The 19,656-nt window shown below is 54.2% G+C and carries 12 protein-coding genes; 3 read left to right on the plus strand and 9 right to left on the minus strand.

The window, feature by feature from the left end; translation table 11 throughout:
• The first annotated feature begins 61 nt into the window (after positions 1-61).
• The 3 genes from SD69_RS14165 to SD69_RS14175 all read left to right on the plus strand — a co-directional run bounded on the left by SD69_RS14165 (position 62) and on the right by SD69_RS14175 (position 3,071).
• Complete coding sequence (locus tag SD69_RS14165) at positions 62-487, plus strand: GtrA family protein (protein ID WP_052481181.1); 426 nt, start codon at positions 62-64, stop codon at positions 485-487.
• 4 nt (positions 488-491) lie between these two features.
• Positions 492-1,466, plus strand: a complete 975-nt coding sequence (locus SD69_RS14170) for a glycosyltransferase family 2 protein (protein WP_041523726.1) — start codon at positions 492-494, stop codon at positions 1,464-1,466.
• A gap of 177 nt (positions 1,467-1,643) precedes the next feature.
• Positions 1,644-3,071 (plus strand): tetratricopeptide repeat protein, encoded by a 1,428-nt coding sequence (locus tag SD69_RS14175; protein WP_041523727.1) that lies wholly within the window; start codon positions 1,644-1,646, stop codon positions 3,069-3,071.
• Here SD69_RS14175 and SD69_RS14180 read toward each other — a convergent pair.
• The 9 genes from SD69_RS14180 to SD69_RS14220 form a co-directional block, all read right to left on the minus strand.
• A complete protein-coding gene (locus SD69_RS14180) occupies positions 3,064-4,413 on the minus strand; it encodes a rhomboid family intramembrane serine protease (protein WP_052481182.1) in 1,350 nt (449 codons plus the stop codon). The two genes, SD69_RS14175 and SD69_RS14180, sit on opposite strands and share 8 nt — an antisense overlap.
• Before the next feature lie 54 nt (positions 4,414-4,467).
• A complete protein-coding gene (locus tag SD69_RS14185) occupies positions 4,468-11,988 on the minus strand; it encodes a tandem-95 repeat protein (protein ID WP_041523728.1) in 7,521 nt (2,506 codons plus the stop codon).
• The gene (locus SD69_RS14190) at positions 11,981-12,832 is read right to left on the minus strand and encodes a sulfotransferase family protein (RefSeq protein WP_041523729.1); all 852 of its coding nucleotides are present in this window, start codon (positions 12,830-12,832) and stop codon (positions 11,981-11,983) included. Before SD69_RS14190 ends, SD69_RS14185 begins: the two co-directional genes overlap by 8 nt.
• Before the next feature lie 41 nt (positions 12,833-12,873).
• Complete coding sequence (locus SD69_RS14195; RefSeq protein WP_041523730.1) at positions 12,874-13,413, minus strand: phage tail protein; 540 nt, start codon at positions 13,411-13,413, stop codon at positions 12,874-12,876.
• Between the two features lie 12 nt (positions 13,414-13,425).
• The gene (locus tag SD69_RS14200) at positions 13,426-13,956 is read right to left on the minus strand and encodes a phage tail protein (RefSeq protein ID WP_041523731.1); all 531 of its coding nucleotides are present in this window, start codon (positions 13,954-13,956) and stop codon (positions 13,426-13,428) included.
• A 16-nt stretch (positions 13,957-13,972) separates the two neighbouring features.
• Positions 13,973-14,470, minus strand: a complete 498-nt coding sequence (locus SD69_RS14205) for a phage tail protein (RefSeq protein ID WP_041523732.1) — start codon at positions 14,468-14,470, stop codon at positions 13,973-13,975.
• Positions 14,471-15,005: 535 nt separating this feature from the next.
• Positions 15,006-17,480: an ABC transporter permease gene (locus SD69_RS14210; protein ID WP_052481183.1), complete on the minus strand. Its 2,475-nt coding sequence runs from the start codon at positions 17,478-17,480 to the stop codon at positions 15,006-15,008.
• A 2-nt stretch (positions 17,481-17,482) separates the two neighbouring features.
• Positions 17,483-18,169 (minus strand): ABC transporter ATP-binding protein, encoded by a 687-nt coding sequence (locus tag SD69_RS14215; RefSeq protein ID WP_041523733.1) that lies wholly within the window; start codon positions 18,167-18,169, stop codon positions 17,483-17,485.
• A gap of 48 nt (positions 18,170-18,217) precedes the next feature.
• Positions 18,218-19,525: an MFS transporter gene (locus tag SD69_RS14220; RefSeq protein WP_041523734.1), complete on the minus strand. Its 1,308-nt coding sequence runs from the start codon at positions 19,523-19,525 to the stop codon at positions 18,218-18,220.
• Between the last annotated feature and the right edge of the window lie 131 nt (positions 19,526-19,656).

The following is a 19,656-nucleotide window of genomic DNA, read 5'->3' on the forward strand; positions in this document are numbered from 1 at the left end:
TTAAAATCTTGAGAGTTTTATCGCCAACCCAGAGTCGCCCGCAAGCCCCAGGAGATTAAAGGTGGAAACACCTGTGCACAGTAAAGCATCGCCGCGCTGGTTGCGCTCTATACAGCAGCTTTTAAACTCGCAGTTCGGGCGTTTTGCCTTAGTGGGGGCCGCTGCGACGGCACTACAATACTTGCTGCTGATTGCGTTTGCCGAGTTAACATCATTAACGCCCGTCGCCAGCTCGGCGTTGGCGTTTTCGCTATCGGCGCTGGGTAACTATACCGCCAATTACTATTTAACTTTCCAGTCCAATAAGCGCCACACCGAAGCCTTTAGCCGTTTTGCCGTTACCGCTTTAATTGGCCTATCAATAAACACGCTGGTGTTTTATCTGGCACAATTCGTATTACCGCACTACTTATTATCACAGTGTGTAGCGACCATAATCACACTTATCAGTAACTTTTTGCTGCATAAATACTGGATTTATAAATAAACCTATGTCGGAACCAACGTTAGCCATCGTCGCACCCTGTTACAACGAACAGGAAATGCTGCCCACCAGTATCCCGGTACTGCTAGAAACATTAGACCGGCTCATTGCCGCCAATAAAATCAGCCCGGCCTCGCAGCTGTATTTTGTAGACGACGGCAGCCGGGACACCACATGGCAACAGCTAATCGATGCCTGCGAGCAGCACCCTGGGCGTATCGTCGCATTACGATTGTCGCGCAACAAAGGTCACCAGAATGCGTTATTGGCCGGGCTTGAAAACACCTGTGAGGATATGGTCGTCAGTATTGATGCCGACCTGCAGGACGACCCGATTAATATCGATAAAATGGTCGATGCCTATCGCGCCGGTAGTGAAGTCGTGTACGGCGTACGAGCAGCGCGCGACACCGACACCAAGTTTAAGCGCATGACCGCCGAGGGCTACTACCACGTAATGCGCAAGCTCGGCGTTGATTTGGTATTCAATCACGCCGACTTTCGCCTGATGAGCCGCCGGGCTCTTAATGCCTTGCTGGAATACCCTGAGAGCCAGTTGTTTTTGCGCGGCATGGTGCGCGAGGTGGGGTTTGACTCCGCCATCGTCGAATACGACCGCCAAAGCCGCCTTGCCGGTGAGAGCAAATACCCTCTCCGCAAGATGTTGTCACTCGCCTGGCACGGCATCTCGAGCTTCTCTACCGCGCCGCTGCGCGCCATTACCCTACTGGGCATTACCGCCAGCGCTCTTTCGCTGTTAACCCTTCTTTGGGTTCTTGCGACACGGATGTTTACCGACAATGCGATTCCTGGCTGGACGTCAATTCTGTTACCGCTGCTGTTTATTGGCAGTGTGCAGCTGCTTAGTTTGGGGGTTATTGGTGAATACTTGGCGAAACTCTATACCGAAGTAAAAAAACGCCCACGCTATCACATAAGCGAGCGGGTTAGCGGCACAAACCAGAGCAACAGGCGTGTGTAATCAGCCGCGCCTGTGCTATCCTCTCGCGGTATAGCCTGCCACCCAGAGCCGAACCATAAAGCCCTGCAGATGAGGCTACTGTAGTTTTATAAAGCTTTTATTGGATGTAAATGAAAGGCCCCGTCGTTTCACAAAACGAGGCCAGCGGCTTAGTTTAGCCTACATGGAGTGCTGTATATGGCAAAGTTGGAATGTCAGTTTTTTCCCGGAACACCAGCCACCTGGAGCTGCGCCGAGTGCGATACCGTGTATGGCGAACGGTGTATACCTGCCGGCCATAGCCACCACTGGGGCCAACGCCATCCGGCGTGCATCCGCTGCAATCAACCCTTGTCCTATCTCGGCAACGCGACCGACGCCAAGCCCTTTTGGCAGCAACTCCCCCATTTTTTCAGTTACCCACTGCAGGCCCGTGCCCTTGTGGTTTTAGGGCTGCTAACCCTGCTTAACACCTTCATCAATGGTGGGCTTACCGGTCTGATTGCAAGCTTATTCAGTATGGCGGTGCTGATCAAATACGGTTTTGCCATCATTAACGAGCGCGGCCAGGGGCTTACTGAGGCKCCTTCGTTGGCCGACGTTCTCCTCAATGACCCCGATCATTTGTTTTTACGACAAATGGTATTGATGATTGCCATGGGCTTGGTCGTGAGCTTTGCCGCCTCAGTGGCGCCAAGCTTGGGTTTATTAGTGGTGGGCTTTTTAACGCTCGCCATGCCTGCCAGTATTATGCTGCTAGCCGTTGATAAATCCGTACGCAGCGCGCTCAACCCATTGAAGCTTATGACACTGATGATGATCATCGGCTGGCCCTATTTGCTACTCTGGTTCTGCTCGCAGGCAATCGCGGTCGGCCCCTATATCCTGGCGGATTTTATAATCGGTGACACAACCCAGCAGGCGCCGCCCGGAATACTTACCTTTGTCGCACTGAATTTCTCGGTAGCCTACTTCAGCATTATGCTCTACACCATGCTCGGTTACGTGCTATTTGAGTATCAGCACGAACTGGGGTATCACACCGCCGTTGACGAGACCGAAACACTGAGTGAACAAGAGTTTTTAAAAGCCCGCACACTGGGTGAGGTGGCAGTTTTAATCAGTGATCAAAAATATCTAGAGGCACGCCAAAGCCTTCGCAAAGCACTGGATACCGTGCGTGACGACACCGAACTACACAACCGCTATCACAAATTATTAATGCTACTGGATGATCAGCAAGCGCTTGCCAACCACGCCGAGTATTTAGTGCAGCTGTTTTTAGATCAGCGCCAGCCGGCGCGGGCCGTTGGCGTTGTACTGGATGTGCAATCGCGTGTTGCGAACTTTAGGTTGAACAAGTCGGCCACCGCCGTCACTATTGCCGAGCAAATGACCGAGCAAGGTTACCACCGCAACGCCGTGCGCTTGCTGCAGAACTTTCACAAGCACCAGCCCAACGATCGTTTTTTACCTGCGGCGTACCTGCTGGTAGCGAGAACCTTGATTGAGTACCTTGGCGATGATAACAACGGCCGCGCCATCGCCCGCTACACCCTCAATAAACACCCCAACTGCAAAGAGCGCATAGAGCTTGAGCAATTACTGGCCATCGCCGTTAACTAGGCGATGAAGCAGGCGGCCGCCCGGCGTTGGCCGCTTTTTGTTTTGCCCACGCCAGGTAAACCTCCGCCTGACGCTTTTTATTAAGTTGTAAAAAACGCTGCGCCAACGCCTGCGCTAACTTTGCCGTGAGTGCCGGGGCTTTAGGGCTTAATGCACAATACTCCTGCGCCATTTCATCCGCCGCCACCGCCCACTCAGCGCTCGGCGTCGGCATTTGTACAAATTGCTTGAGTGCGGCAAATGTCACTTCGTGAAACACCCGGTCGCCGGGCTGGCTTTTATACAAGTTAAATTGCAGGCGCCACGGCCTTGGGTCCGTTTTATATTGCTCACAGAGCACCCGCACCCGAGAACGCGCCCGAGGGAACTCCAGGTCAGCCGCCAGAGCTTGAACCTGTTGCAGCTGCTCTTCTAGCCTGGCCGTTTGATCTTTTTGTATCTCTTGCTGAGCAAACTCGCGGCGGCTTACCGGCCATGCTAGCATAACCAGCACCCCCGCCAGCAGGCCGCCGATGTGGGCCCAGTAGGCGGTATTCGAATCGACAAAATAGTGGCCGTATAACTCTTTGGCAATCCACAGCGGAAACACCCACAGCGCCGGCGCGACAAACTCACCAAAATAAAACAAGGCACTGTAAAAAAACCGGATTTTTCGCAGGCGGTACAGTGCCAAATACATGCCCATCAATCCCGAGATTGCACCCGAAGCTCCCACTAACGGGACCTCTGAACTCGGGTTAAGTGCAACAAATAAACCACCGGCGGCAATACCACTAACGACATAACCCAACAGATAACGCCAGGTGCCCAGCGCCCGCTCGAGGGTAAAGCCAAATAAAAACAAAAACACCATGTTTCCCAGTAAATGGCCCCAGCCACCGTGTAAAAACATACTGCTAATAAAGCTCAGCGGGCGGGACTCGGCGGGTACTAGCCCCGCCTGCAAACTGCTCACGGTGTTGCGCTGATGTTCAAACGCCCGGCGACTATCGCGCCAGCCATTAACATCGTCGATGCTCTGCCCGCGGTCGACCCAAATCTCACGCAAGTAATGCTCGTACTCAAAATCAAACATAGCGTGCGTTAAGGGCGAGCCATTGGCGTGGCGCGAATCCCAATGGGCAACATTCTCGGGGTGATACTCTTGAAGGTACTCGCGGTAATAAGAACGCTCGATATCGTCGAGCTGATGGGAGAGGTAGATATCGCTTGCTAAATCGAGCTTGGCGTCGTCGTTACCTTGATAAAACAAAAAAACAAAAACGTTTAACGCCACGAGCGCCAGAGTAATAATGGGCGGGTGAGACCAGTCGGGTTTATCCTGAATTGGAACAATTAACATATCACTTCCCTGTAAAGCTACGGCCCCAAAAGGGGCCGTAGCACGAGGTTATTACTATTGGCGGTCAAGCCTGCGCCGCTGGCGAGCGATGACGCCCAGTGCCAGTAGTAGCAGCACCCAGGGCCCGGTAGCTCCACCACCACCGCCGCCGCTATCACCATCATTATCAATGGATGGTGGGGGTAGCACCTCAGGCTCTCCTTCATCGCCTTCATCGCCTTCGCCCTCTCCCGAATCAGATGCGCGCTTCGTCACGCCACCCGGATCCAGAATCATACTGTTGGCAACGCCATCGGCATCATTGGGACCGCCATCTTCAAGGGTAAGTTGAACACACCAGTAGCCTTCAATCAATCCACTTTGCCATTGATCGCTGCCCGGAGGCGGGCAATAGCCCTCGTTACCTGCGCTGGAGTGCAGCGCATTATTGGCGTCTTCGATAAAGCTAAACCACACATCGTTTTGCCACTTACGGTACTCAGCGTCCGCTGGTATTGATTCGCGCAGTGGAATCACGACCTGCGCCTGATCACCAACGTGCACCAGCCCGCCCACAGCAAAGTCGAAGTAACCGCCGACATTGGTATAGCCTTCGTCGGATGGCAGGTCACCCATCTCAATCAGCACTGACGCGCCGTCAACACCCGCACCAATGCCTGGGCTACAACTTAAACCTACGGTGCACTCCAGCAAGAAGCGGTCGTTGTGCTCAGTACTGGTCGATGTCACATGACCGACAGTATGTGCATCCAGATAATCGGGAACGCCATCGCCGTCGGTGTCAGCGTAGCCTTCGCTGGCATCGTTATCTCCGTCACCGTCCTGATCGCTCTCGGCACTCAGCGCTGGCAAACTCTCAACCACCGCAAACCGGACTTGTGTATGACTCATATGCCCGGCGCTATCGGTCACGCTAAGCATCGCACGGTATGCGCCCACCGGTAACAGCTCGGGGCTAATGCTGAGGCTCTCATTGGCATCGGCAAACTGAGATTCAAGCTCGGCGATACCCGACCAGCTCAACTGATAGGTCTCGCCTTCGGGGTCGAACACGCTCGCACTCAGCTGTAATAAGCCACCATCGCGCGCCACCACTGAGCGACGCTCACCGTCTTGCATTAACTGTGCGCTGATATTTGCCGGCACGTTACTTTCGGTGACCGTAATCCGATGTTGGGATTTCGCGCCTGGGTTAAAGTTATACAAACTATCGGCTGGTTCTCCTGCACGGTAGTCAAGCGCCACAATCAGTGTTTCGTCGGCCTCGGTTTCACTGTCGGGCGCTATCAGTACCTCGACAGTTGCTTCAAGCTCGCCCTCCGCAAAGCTCACGCGATCTCCAACCAGGGTGTAATCATCAGCCCCAACCGTGCTACTGCTATCCACCACATAAGGTACGCTGATGGGGTATTCAGGTGCGGGGCCATTTAAAAATACCCGGAACCTTGTAATGCTCCCTTCGGCCACTGTTTGATCCGGGCTCATAGACACCAGAGGGGCAACGTCCACTTGCTGTGACTGTTGTACGCTGTTGCCGGCACGATCTTCAGCCCACCACTCAACCGTATGACGACCCGGCGCTAAGTACAGCACACCGTTGGTCATGTTGCGCACCGATACCGCGCAACACTCCGCGTCGATACGGTCGCTGACCATCGCTTGCAAGGCATTGTTTAGCTCATCATCGCTGGCACTTTGCTCAAGGCCAAGCAACTGGCGCAAGCCAATAGGGCTAAACATCGCCGTGGCATTAGTGCTAATAGCCGGTGGCGGCGTTAGCATTGGCGGCGTCAAATCGAGATAGTCCTCAATGTCACCTGCATCGGTATCATCCAGGCCTTCCTGATAATCGCTGACGCCATCGCCGTCGCTGTCCATGGCCGCCGTGACGTTTACGGAGAAAGGCGCCAGCTGCACGCTCTCACGACCATCACTTACGCTGATGACTATGTTGTCGTAGCGGCCAACATGGGCATCGCCGGCAATACCACTGAGTACACCGGTGTTAGCATCAAGAACCAACCAGTCGGGCGCGCCCGAGGTGCTATAGCTTAGGGCGTCGCCGTCGGCGTCAGCGACGGTAGGCGCAAAGCGGTACAGCTGACCAACGGTAATGCTAGCCACTGGAGCACCGCCAATACTGGGCGCCTCATTAGCGTCGGGGTTGATCACCTCAATACTAAAGGTCGGCAATGAGTCGCGGCTGGTGCCGTCACTGACGGAGATTTCGATCCCGGAATAGGTGCCAGCATCGACGGCCAACGGCGTACCCGCCAAGCGCCCGGTGCTGCTGTTAAAGCTCGCCCACAAGGGTAAGTTGATAATCGAGTAGGTTAAAGTATCACCGGTGTCCGCATCGGCGCCGTTGGCAGTGAAGCCATAGGTGCTACCGACCTGGGCCGAGGTAGGTGCACTGCCACTTATGGTGGGCGCGTCGTTCACAGCATTCACGGTGATACTCACGTTTGCCATAACGGATTCACCACCCTCGTCATCCAGCACGGTGTAACCAAAGCTGTCGACGCCGTTAAAGTCCGCACTGGGCGTGTAGGTAACAGTGCCGTCGCCGTGATTGTCCACACTGCCGTTACTGGCAGCGCTGGTAACCGTGACCGTGGTGATATCGACCGTACCATCAACGTCGCTGTCGTTATCCAGCAGCGAGATCAACACGGAGCTGTCCTCATCGGTCACGGCACTGTCATCGCCAGCCGCAGGTAGGTCGTTGACGCTATCGATGGTTAAGGTCACCGTGGCGGTATTGGACCACTCACCTAAATCATCCATCACCCGGTAGCTAAAGCTGTCGCCACCGAAGTAGTTCTCGCTTGGGGTGTAGGTCACCATTCCGGTGCCAGTATTGACGCTGGTGGCACCGTTCGTCGGTGCACTCACCACCTCGACGCTGGCCACATTCAGGGCGCTGTCAATGTCGTTGTCGTTACCCAACACATTAATATTATGCGGGGTGTCTTCCAGCAACGCGGTAACGGTATCGTTGGCGGCCACAGGCGCGTCATTGATGCTATTAACGGTGACGGTGACAGTCGCCTCGTTAGAGGTACCGCCAAGGTTGTCATCCACTTGATAAGTAAAACTATCGGAACCGTTAAAATCGGCGTCAGGGGTGTAGGTGATGACCCCGGTGGTGGCACTCACCACCGCAGTACCGTGGGCGCCGTCGTTGACAATCGCCACTGTGGTGACATCAAGGCTGCCATCGATATCGCTGTCGTTTGCCAACACATCAACCTCGACCGAGTCGTCTTCATCGACACTAGCGGGGTCTGCGACAGCAACGGGCACGTCGTTCACACCAATAACGCTAACCGTTACCGTCGCCGCGTTAGACACCGTGCCGTTGCTGTCTTCGATGGTATAAGTAAAGCTATCCGAGCCCGCATAATCGGCATCCGGGGTGTAATCGATCAAACCGTTATTCACCACCGCCGTACCGTTGGCCGGTGCGGTCGCGATAGCTAAAGTGGAGACATCGGGGTTATCGCCCGTATCCACATCGGTATCGTTGGCCGCCACATTGATACTAACCAGGTTATCCTCATCGGTGGCGACCACATCATTCGCGGCGACCGGAGCATCGTTAACCGGGTTAACCGTAATGGTTACCGTGGCAACGTTAGACTCTCCCCCCCACACGTCTTCAACTGTGTAGGTAAAGCTGTCTGAGCCCTCAAAGTCAGCATTCGGGGTGTAACTAATCACCCCGGTGCCGGTATTAATACTGGTGCTACCGCTGGCCGGTGCGGTGCCAATCATAACGCTGGCGAGGTTAAGGCTACTGTCGCTGTCGGTGTCGTTACCCAACACAGCCACATTCACCACGGTGTCTTCATCGGTACTGGTGGCATCGTTGACGGCCACCGGTGCGCTGTTGGCGACAGTAAAATTCAGCGTGGTTTTATCGCTAATACCAGCATAGGTATTGCCACTGGCGTCGGTAAAGGCGTTGGCGCCAACCTGCAGATAGTACTCAGTTGTCGGGTCTAAGTTGCCGGGCAATTCAATTGTTGCGGTGCTGCCTATCACCGTCACGGCGGCGTTGTCGGCAGCGATATTAGCGACGGTTGAATCGTCTGAGGCGTCAAACACCGTAATGGTATTGGCGCCGCTGGTACCGGCCACAATGGCTTCCGAGAAAGTAAACACCAAGTCGTCATCGTGACCGAAGCTTGTGGAGTCATCCGCCGGTTGGCTAGCGGCTAAGGTGGGAGCCGTACCATCAAACGTCAGAGACAAATCCGTCGCCGCCGTATTAGTATTACCGGCCACATCCTGGACCACGTTCGCCGGCAGACCCACGATCACTTCGCCATCAGTGGTTGGTTTGATCCTGACTCTGTAGTTGCCCCCCCCCAGATTTGTCAGGAACGTGGCACTAGCATTGGTTAGCGCCAGCCTACTCAGTGCAAAGCCCGCAACATCCTCACCAAATGACAGCTGCACGTCAAAACTTTCCACATTGAAAGGGCTGCTTTGTGTGGTAGTGAAGGTGGGCGTGGGGGCAACAACATCCAGAACATGCGCACTGCCGCTGGTAAAGGCCGGTGTATGGCCGTTAGTACCGTTACCATTGCCATTGCTGTCCACAATATTGGTGCCACTTTTAAGGTCTAACCGCAAGCTGCCTTCGCCACTGATGGTGTCCACGGTAACCGTCACCGAGCTGCCACTCGCGGCCGATACGCTGGCAATGTTGCCGCTCGCGGTGCCAGTAGCGGTGAGCGTGAAATCATCCGTGCTGATATTGCTGGCCACCTTATCAAAACTCACGCTGTAACTAACCGAGCTGGCATTCGCCGCTGGCGAACCACTCAGCGTGATACTGCTGACACTCGGAGGGACATTATTCGCGGCGGTTAATTGTGCGCTATTAGTTGCGGTCAATGCACCGGACGTTGCCTGTAGGTTAAACGTCTCAGAGCTTATGCCGCTTGCCGTGTAGGTTATCTGCATGCCGGTAAATGTGGCCGTACCGCCGCTGGGGCTTAGTGTTACAGTATTACTGCTGCCGTCGGTATCGCCCGTACCCGACATGGTAGCGCTACCCGCTCCATTTACCTCTGCCAGGGTAATACCCGTACTATACCCGGTATCAACAATACTATTGTGGTCCACCGCTCTTACCACAGGCACGGTAGTAAACGCAGTGACAGCGCCAGAGGTAACAGTTAAAGGGGCTGGATTGGTGGCAAACACAAGCCGCGTTGCGACAACATCCGATGTAACGGCGTTGGCACCAACCATAGGGAGGTCGGTCCCCACCCCACCCTGATCATCGGCCGTTAAGGTAAAGCTTTGTTGGTCCGCTGTGGCGGAGTAAGTCACGTTTGTAAAGGTAGCGACACCACTCACCGCCGCCACGGCGTTACTGGTTAGTGCGCCATTAGAGCTTTCGGTTAGGGTGATTGTTTCGGTAAAGCCGGTATCGGTATTGCCAAAGGCGTCTTGTGCGGTTACGACCGGCTGAGTGCTTAAGGCCGCGCCCGATACACTGCCCGCAGGCTGGGTGCTAAACACAAGCTCACTGGCTATCACATCAATGCTGCTGCCAGTGCCATTGGTTACCGGCGAAGTTGTGCCCATTTGAGTGCCTGCACCGCCAACGGTTACATCGGCATCACCATCAAGGCTTAGAATAATCGTATGACCATCCACCAGGCCGGTGTTGTCGTTGTAGTAGGCGTTAATGGTGTAGGTTTCACTGGCGCCATGAGCAACCGATATTGGCAAGCCCGCGAAGGTAATCGTATCGCTACCGGGATTATAGGTACCGGTCACATCGGTGGCGTCGTTACCGTTTAAGCGCCAGGTCACCTTAGCGCGCTCGGCATCGGTTGAGGTGCCACTAACATTCACTCTAATTTCACTCACGGTCATGGTTAAGCCATCACCGCCGCTGCCATCGGTTAAAGTAAAATCTAATACATCAACCGCTTCGCCAACAGTATCCACCGTGGTATTCAAGCCTACTGGCTCGGTAACGCTACCTGCGGCGGTTAAGTTACCGTTACTGTCGACAGCCACTTCAGTAGTAAAATCAACCTTTACGGCCGAGTTCTGTAAATTACCAGAGGTGTCTTGCGCGACAACATAAAGGTCGTAAGCTGTGCCATCAACAAGGCCTGAAAACGCTTCACTGCCAGTCGTGGCCGTCGTGGTAAAATTACCGACCGCTGAGGGGGCACCGCCACTGCTATTTTGTCCGGCGCTCACCTGACTTGCGCTCGGAGCGCCGGCACCGTTTGGAACCACCACATAGTAAACTGTGCCGTCTTCGTCTAAGTCTGCAGAGAGGGTAGCGCCGGTGGTGGTTTCAGAGGCGACTGAGGGGGTTGAGTTAAAAACAGGAGGCGTCACATCGCTTGGTGTGGAAAAAGTTAAAGAGTTTATACAAAAGGCTTTGTCATCGATCGGAACAATTTGCAGCTTTTTAATATTAGCAAAAGATCCACTTGTGGTAACAGAAAGGTCAACATTTGTCGCGGCTTGCGCCGCGGGTAAGCTAATGCCTTTTTTACTGGCTATAGGGGTAGTAGATGCGAGTGAGTCGAAGCCATATACATCAACTTCAGTAGTATTATAAGAGTTTGATTGCCGCAGAACCAACTGGTCCATACCAAAGCTATCGCCGCCGGGCTCAGAGCGGATATAAAAGGATGAATCTGAATAATATAAATTCACATACAAATCATCGATACAGGCTCCGGCATTGGTCCCATTAATGATCTCGGGTTGAGTTGACTTAATAAACGCGGCAAACTCGTCAGCTGGAAACGTCATTTCTGCGTTTACGGCATAGACCTGATTAGTAACACCCTCAAAGGTTTTGGTCCCCACAGGAGCCAGTACAGAACTGAAATCTGTGAGTGCTTTATCACTGAAGGCGAGCTTTGTATTGATATCACCTCTGGCGATCTCTAAATCCCAGTCCCCGTTTAAGGATTCGCGACCGCTTTTATCATCCGATGCCGCCACGTCTAAACCGGTGGTGCTGTGAACGATATCAATAAAAGCTTCGCCTGCTTTCTGATCGGCCAAGTCGCAACCGTAAAACAGTAAATCCCCGCCCTTTTGTACCGAGCGTTTAAACGCCGCCGAGAGCGTTACATCTGACTTAATCGTTTCAGCCGAAATACGAGAGTTGCCCAGCAACAACTCCCCCTCGGTCGCATGAGACACAATATGCACGGCCGCCAAATTCTTGTATTGCGCTAACACGGCTTTTAATTGCTCGACACCCGATTCTTGTGAGTTTATCTCTACCACCGCCAAACCGGGCTTTAAGCCCTGGTAAAGCACATGTTTATCGGGCACCGCCGCATCAATTACCACTAGCTCTGTCACGAGAGTGCCTTGGGTAATGCTTAACGTGTCGCCATCGTAATCTGGCGCTAGTGGCGGCGTTTGAAACAACGCATCGGGCGTTGTTAACACTTGCTCACTGATCGTCGCCGGCAGGGCTTTGCGCTGATAATTAGCGTAGCTGGCAGGCGCGCCGTAAGCGGCAAATGGAAGCAGCAGGCTGGTTAACCCGGTAAGCATTTTGTTAGTCATTGTGATTGTCTCTCGTGACAGAGTGTTTTTTAGCGGCAATGATGTTGGCGGCGGTGCCGGCGTTATCTTGCCAAAAATCCATATCCTGGTATTTGGCGAATAAGTCGGGGGGTAAGATTGAGCGACGGGGCTTAAACTCGACCTTTTTGCGCACCGAGTGCAACCCACTCACCCCCAGGGCTTTATCAAATTCGTTGTGTTCGTACTCGACTGCGTCAAAGTCGTGGGTAAATACAGGCTCGCCAATAAACTGATAAACAAGCTCGATGGTGCGGGCCGGGTGCTGAGTTAGCAGGTCGTAGTCAACCAGCAACAGTCGATCAGAAAACTCGCCATAATAAGCTTCTTTTAACGCCGTCCAGGCGCTGCCCACCGTGCCGCCGGCGTTTATTAAGGCCTCGCAGCGGCTGTAAACGGTTTGGCGGCTGGCGGCATTAAACATACGGCTGTAATCGAACGGGTTTTTGCGGTAGATCATCTCGAAGCTGTCCATAATCCAGGCGGGGTTGCGTACACAACACACCACTTTAAAATCATCGAACAGTTCCGCCAGTTGGTGCAAGCGGGCCGTCCAGATTCTGCCGGTATCAAACACGACCTCCTTGTCGGCTTGCTCTTGGTAGTAGGCGTTAAACAGCGCCTGACAAATACGCTTGCGTTTAGCCTCGTCAAAAAACGAGTAAAATTCACTCCCAGCCCCCATTTGCTCTAACGCACCATTGAGCAGCCCGGCGACCGGGCTGCTCATGGCGGCGTAAAAACGCGGGTTTTGCCGTAAAATACCCGCGAGCAAGGTAGAGCCCGAGCGCGGCAGGCCGGATATAAAGTGAACGTGTTGTTGCATATAAGCTTTTTACCTATTACCAATGCATTCGCTTAGCGATATTAAGAGCGAGACGGGAAAACCCCCACAGTTGCAATGCAATATTGCGTGGTCAAAAAGGGTTGACGGTTTTCATGCGGCTGAGAACCACCTGCCGGGGCTAACACGGCGGGCGACATAACTTGGTCCAATGTCTGACTAGCGTCCCCCAAATACTTCAGGGTACCAGCACCACCGCGTTTATCTTTTGCCAGCACGCTGGTTGACTTAGGGTCACCCGATGCGCCGTCCATATTAAACCCCGTCACCTCATGGTTATGAGCGGGTATCTCAGATTCTAATAACGTCACCGAATCTGTACCTTGCCGCTCGCCCTCGCGCCACGCTTGCAGCCCGGGGCCGTGCCCGGCGCTTACCATGGCGCGGCCGCGCAAATCAGGAAGAGCAAACGTGCTTCGCCCGTCACCACCATAGGTGGTACCCAGAATAGAAAACAGCGCAGTATTTGATGCGATTGGCAGCAACTGCCCCTCGCACGCCATCCAACCACGAGGCGCGAAAGTATAAGGCAGCAGCCGGATTTCACCAATAAATGGGTCCATGATTAACTCCTTTTAGCTTCGGCTTGGGTAAATACCGAAAAGACTAATAATGTAGTTGGTTGCCAGGCTCGGCATAATGTTGTTATGGCTTCGGCTTCCCCCTGCACTACCAACCGTATTAGCCGTCATGCGCTCAGGCATCCCGGAGGCCGACTCCGCGTCCAGGTAAATATCATCATCTCCGGTAGCAGCAAATAGGGTACCGTTAGGCACGTCAATACTGGCAGTAGCCGTAGTAGCTACAAAATTGTGTTTGTGACTTGGCAACTGATTAACGGTTAGGGTTTCGGTCTCGCTGCCAAACTTGGCACCAATACGCCTGGCCGTTAAGCCGTTGGCCTGCCCCTCACCCATGGCTACGCGGCCGCGCAAGTCAGGCAATGCGAAGGTCGTCCGACCATCGCCACCAAAGGTGGCACCAATCAGTGAAAACAAGGTGTCGTATTCACTGATTGGCAATAAATCGCCATTGCAAAAATGCCAACCACGGGGGGCAAAATTACCGGCAAACGGGCGAATTTCCCCAATAAATGATTCACTCATAACGTGTGCTCCCTGTTTATGACCGCGATGGAAAAATCCCCGCCGTGGCGATGCAATAATTCAACACTAATGAAGGTTGGATGTTGTTATGTGATTGGCTACCGCCTGAGCTGGTCACCATGTTAGGCGCCAACGGTTGCAGCGCCGATGGCGCTGCATACACTGGCGACTTAGCAAACACGGCGTTTTGAAATGAGGTTTGGGTGCCGTCCGAGGAGCTCGCGTGCACCAGGTGTGTGTGTTGCGGCATCTGGCTTTCGGTTAAGGTGACCTGCTCCTGCCCTCCGGCAACTCCCTGTTTGGGGTGAGCGGCCGATGGGTGCACGGGAACGCGCCCTCTAAAATCCGGCAAGGCAAAGGTGGTCGTGCCGTTACCACCGTAAGTGGTGCCAATCAACGCAAACAGCGCCTGATTTTGATTGATGGACAAAACTGCCCCATTACACAGCGCCCAGCCCTTTGGGGGCCAATCCCAGGGAAAGAGCTTAACTTCTCCCACAAAAGGTTCTGACATGGTTATCTCCTTGATACCTTATTTTTTACCAATCACAGTAAGCACTTTTAGCCAGACTGGCGTATAAGTCATACGAGAGGTATTGCTTACCCAACACTCGTCAAAGTGTGTAGGTTAAACAGTGCCAGACATGCGCCCCGCAGAGAATTACAAGGGATTACAGCGCTGCTCAGAGACCCTGTGGGCATGGCGGTGCCATGGTTATTATCGGCTGCAGGAGCAGAACATTTAGAAATGCAGTGTGAAACGGAGCCATCATACTTCCCTGCTACTTTCCTTACTCTAACTCCGAGCGGCTGGAAGCCGTACTTATTGTGACGTAACCACAGTGCTTGTTACCGGCACATTATTTAAATTATTGTGGCATTGCGATTAACAATACACGTTTAAGCGGTTATACAAACTATCAGGAATAAACGTTAGACAACTATGTCAAGCCCTGAACCACCCCCCTTTTCAGAGGATAGTTCAAAACCTAGGCAAAGGTAAAGAGTGCATAGTAAGAAGCGCTCAACTTACCTATATCGGCAGGCGCTTATTGCGCCTCACGCAAAATAATCGCCGGTGGTGTCGATACCGCGCGGCGGCAACTGGCGGTGCCCAGCAGCCCGACCAATACGGCCCCCACCAAGGGTGATGCCAACCAGTACTCGTAGTGTGGTTGCACCGGGATTTCAAATACATACACCTGCAACCCCAACAGCAGTACCTCGGAGGCTATTACCGCGATGGTGCCGGCTGCTAACCCTAGCAGGGCAAACTCTACTAACACGCTGCCCAGCATAAGCCGTCGGCTAGCGCCTAAAGTACGCAACAGCCCTACCTCCTGCTTGCGTGAGTCCAGGCTGCCACTCACCGCCGCCATCAGCACTAAGCACCCGCCCAGCAGCACCATAATCAACACCAACTGCACACCGTCACTCACCTGAGCGATGATGGTGCGAATTTGGTTGATGATACGATCCAGCTCAATCACCACAACGGTGGGGTATTGGGTGAGCAAGGTATTAATAAATTGCTTTTTCTCGGGAGGCAAGTACACACTGGTCATGTACATGGGCGAGTAATTATCCAGCGCGCCCGGCTCAAAAATAAAGTAAAAGTTCGGTTGCAGTGACTCCCACTGCAAAGTGCGCAAGCTGGCCACTTGCGCCTCGGCCACCAGACCACCGATGGAAAACGTCAGCCGATCACCCAGCTCAATACCCAGCCGCTCGGCCACTTCAACCTCGACCGACACGCCCGGCAAGTCAGATGCATCGCGGCTCCAGTTGCCCCACCACTGCCCGGCCACCACCTGATTATTATCCGCCAGTTCAGCGCTCCAGGTCAGTTGCGCTTCGCGGTTTAGGGCATCTTGCGGTTTTGGTTCGCCGTTAATCTCGCTCAGCCGCCCTCTTACCATGGGGTACAGCTGCTCGACCGATAACTGGTTGTCGGTTAATAACTGCTTAAATACGTCCACGTCTGGCGGGGCGATATTCAACAGAAAATGGTTGGGGGCGTTATCGGGGACTTTGACTTGCCACTCATCAATCAGTGAAGTGCGCACCACGGTCAGGGTAAGCAGCAACATCATGGCCGTGGCAAACACCACCACCTGCAACACGCTCGCCGCACGGCGGCGCTGAATACTGGCCCAAGCCAAACGCCAATAGCTGCCGGCCTGGGCGCCCAACTTGCGCCCCACCGCTAACAGGCCGTAGGCCAACCCAACGGCCAGCACCGCCACGACCGTCAACGCAGCAATTACCGTTAGCGCCAGTTGCAGGTTACGGCTAAACACCGCCACCAAAATAAGCAGCACCACGCTGGCCGCCACCACTTGCCAGACGACCGCACTGGTTTTTACCGCCAGCTCGGCCCGCAAGACTTTTACCGGGGGCACCGTAGGTAAAAACCACAGCGCCGGCAAGGCAAAACCCAACAGCGATAAAGGCCCGCTGATAAAGCTCATAAAATAACTACCGAGCGCCGCCGGCGCCATAGTCACCTGATACAAACGCAGCACTGCTTCGGCCACCAACGCCTGTAGTACACCACCCAACGCCAGCCCCGCAGCCGACGCCAACAAGGCCAACACCACGAGTTGAGCAACATACAAGTAACGAATTTGCCGCGCCGAGGAGCCGAGGCTTTTAAGCAGCGCCACCGGGGCGATGTGCCGCTCGGCAAACTGACGTGCCGCCAACGCAATAGCCACACCGGCAAGCAGTACACCCATAATGGCCGCTAACACCAAAAAACGCCGCCCGGTTTGCAACGTTCCTTGCAGCCGCCGCTGGGCGTTTTCGATGTCCATTACCTCTTCGTGCTCTGATAATTCGGGCTCCAACCACGTCATAAAATTATTAAGCTCGGCCGGCACAGCGGCCAACAACCACTGGTACTCGACCCGGCTACCCGGCTGAATCACCTCGGTGCTGGCCAGATCACTCCAGTTCATCATCACCCGCGCGCCCATCAAGCTAAAAGGGCCACTGCCGTCGGGCTCATCGATAATCACCCGGGTTGCCTGCAACGAACGCTCACCCACTTGCAACGCATCGCCCAGCTCAATGCCGAGCAGCGGCAATAACCGCGAATCCACCCACACTTCACCCGGTGCGGGTACGCCGTCGGCGCGCTCAATCAGGTTACTGTCGACGGCAAAAGCGGATTGGCTGACATCGATATAGCCGCGTAGCGGATAGTTAGCCTCAACCGCTTTAACCGAGGCCAGGTGCATTTCATCGTCGGCAAACACCATCGAGGCAAAGTGGGCAACGCGGGTTTGCTGAATGCCCTCGGCCTCGGCCTCACTTTGCCAGGCCGGTTGCGGTAACTGATTACTAGCGACAATTTTATCGGCGCCCAGCAGTGAGTTACTTTGCTCCAGTAAGGTAGCCTCTAAGCGATCGGTAAAAATGGCAATAGTGCTGACCACCGCCACTGACAACATAATGGCAATGGCGAGCAGTTTAATTTCGCCGGCGCGCCAATTGCGCCACAACAGCCGTAACGCAAGCACGGTTATACCTCCACAGCCGGAGCATTGAGCAGCTCACCCGCCGCCATTTGAATATGACGCTGGCAGCGCCCGGCCAAACGTTGCTCGTGCGTAATAAGCACCAAGGTTGTACCGGTATCGGCGTTTAAGCCAAACAATAAATCGTTAATCGTGTGCCCAGTGGCGCTGTCGAGATTGCCGGTGGGCTCATCGGCAAACAAAATCTCTGGTTCGCAGGCAAAGGCGCGGGCAATGGCGACCCGCTGTTGCTCTCCCCCAGACAGCTGCGGGGGGTAATGGCCAAGCCGTTGCGCCAGCCCGACCTTATCAAGATACGTTTTGGCCGATGCCTCGGCACCCTTTTGGCCGCGCAGCTCTAGGGGTAACATAACGTTTTCAAGCGCGGTTAACCCCGGCAACAACTGAAACGACTGAAACACAAAACCCACATGACGCGCCCTGACCGCGGCACGCCCCTCTTCATCGAGCTTGGTTAAATCGTTACCCGCGAGCGAGATGACTCCGGCGCTGGGTACATCCAAGCCGGCCAACAAACCTAATAGCGTAGACTTACCCGAGCCCGAGGCGCCGGTAATCGCCAGCGACTCACCGGCCGCCACCGTCAGTGAAATATCGTTTAAAATAGTAAGCTCGCCGGCCGCGGTGGTCACGGTTTTAACCAAGCCTTGCGCACTGATAATGTTTTGCATAACACTCGCTCTTTTAACGTAAATATTTATTTAGCTGGCGCTCTGACGCTAACCCACTTCAGGTAAACGATACGCCATAAAGGCGCCTGCGACACCAGCCATCGACAAAGCTAAAATGGCGGCGCCGTAACCCAAGTTACTGGCCAACACCCCACTTGCCCCCATGAGCAATAGCACCAAACCAATCACACTGTTGCTTACGGCAACATAATCAGTGCGTCGGTTGCCCTCGGCCAGATCAACCACGTAGGTTTTACGCCCTACCCGCACCCCCTGATGGGCAACGGTCAGTAAGAAGTACAGCAGCGGCAACATAAAAAGTTGGGCCAAACCTACCTCAAATACATCCAGCAGAAACACCACAACACCCAGTCCAGCACTGATAATTGCCGCCCATATCATCACGCGGCGGCTAGAGACATCGGCAAAGCGCCCCCAAAAAGGCGCCGAAAGCAAGCTGGCCAAACCGCTGGCCAGTATAAAATAACCCAATAGCGCACTCTGACCGCTTAGATGTTGCTGCCCTAAAGCAACGTAATAAGGTGCGGTAAGTGCCGAGCACAACAACAACGCCCGGGCGATCACAAAACGCCTAAAGGGCGCATCATTGATCAAAATGTTTAAACGCTTTATCGCTTCGGTTAAGGCATTGCCGCCGCCACTCACCTCGCCGGCGTACTCCTTAACGCGTAAAAACCAGAAGGCCGCCAGCAACCAAAGCCCACCGGCTAGTATTAACAATAGCGTTGCCGACTTAAGTTCATTGTCGGAGCCCTGCTGCATTATCAGCACCACCGCTAACACAACGGTCACCAGCCCAGCGGCACTGGCCGACCAGCCGTTTACCCGTCCGCGACGCTTTTTAGGAATAGTTTTACCCAGGACATCTTTAGCCGCCACCGACGACAGACCTCGCGCCAGTGAAAACACCACCAGCAAACCGACGATGCTAAATCCGGCGGCGGCACCTTCCAGCAACATAGCGACCGCAGCCATCGCCAACACACATACCCCTTGCAGTAATGCCCCGAGGGACCAGGCGTATTTGCGAATGGGTAACCGCCTAACATAACTGGCCAGTACCAGTTGCGGCAAGAGCGAACCTGACTCGCGGATAGGCACTAAAAAGCCCAGCAAATAGGCCGGGGCCGCCAGTGACTCAAGCAGCCAGGGGAGAACAATTTTAGGGTTGGCGCAGGCATCGCCCAGCTTTGATAAAAAATGGGTAAAAATTAAACGTAGAAAATTGCCCGGAACTTCGTGACAGGCCTCAGGGGCAATGGATTTACACACCCGGGCATCTTCTTCGTTGAGCAGCTTGCGGTATAGCGCCTGGGTAAGTGACGACGACTTCAAGGCCTTCCCCTAGTGATAATCAAAGTGCAGAATACACCATAAGCCGTGCCAGCTCACATATCCACGCCAGACAATTGCCTGCCACTAGCCACTGAGGTAGGCTTGCCCTTCGCCCTCGTTAATTTCGGAGC

This window comes from Gilvimarinus agarilyticus, assembly GCF_000832015.1.
Classification (GTDB): domain Bacteria; phylum Pseudomonadota; class Gammaproteobacteria; order Pseudomonadales; family Cellvibrionaceae; genus Gilvimarinus; species Gilvimarinus agarilyticus.

What these genes read in the sequence shown, in the direction of transcription:
- SD69_RS14195 (WP_041523730.1), bottom strand. Translation starts at nt 13,413, where the DNA reads ATGGACCCATTTATTGGTGAAATCCGGCTGCTGCCTTATACTTTCGCG.
- SD69_RS14185 (WP_041523728.1), bottom strand. Translation starts at nt 11,988, where the DNA reads ATGACTAACAAAATGCTTACCGGGTTAACCAGCCTGCTGCTTCCATTT.
- SD69_RS14205 (WP_041523732.1), bottom strand. Translation starts at nt 14,470, where the DNA reads ATGTCAGAACCTTTTGTGGGAGAAGTTAAGCTCTTTCCCTGGGATTGG.
- SD69_RS14190 (WP_041523729.1), bottom strand. Translation starts at nt 12,832, where the DNA reads ATGCAACAACACGTTCACTTTATATCCGGCCTGCCGCGCTCGGGCTCT.
- SD69_RS14215 (WP_041523733.1), bottom strand. Translation starts at nt 18,169, where the DNA reads ATGCAAAACATTATCAGTGCGCAAGGCTTGGTTAAAACCGTGACCACC.
- SD69_RS14170 (WP_041523726.1), top strand. Translation starts at nt 492, where the DNA reads ATGTCGGAACCAACGTTAGCCATCGTCGCACCCTGTTACAACGAACAG.
- SD69_RS14200 (WP_041523731.1), bottom strand. Translation starts at nt 13,956, where the DNA reads ATGAGTGAATCATTTATTGGGGAAATTCGCCCGTTTGCCGGTAATTTT.
- SD69_RS14180 (WP_052481182.1), bottom strand. Translation starts at nt 4,413, where the DNA reads ATGTTAATTGTTCCAATTCAGGATAAACCCGACTGGTCTCACCCGCCC.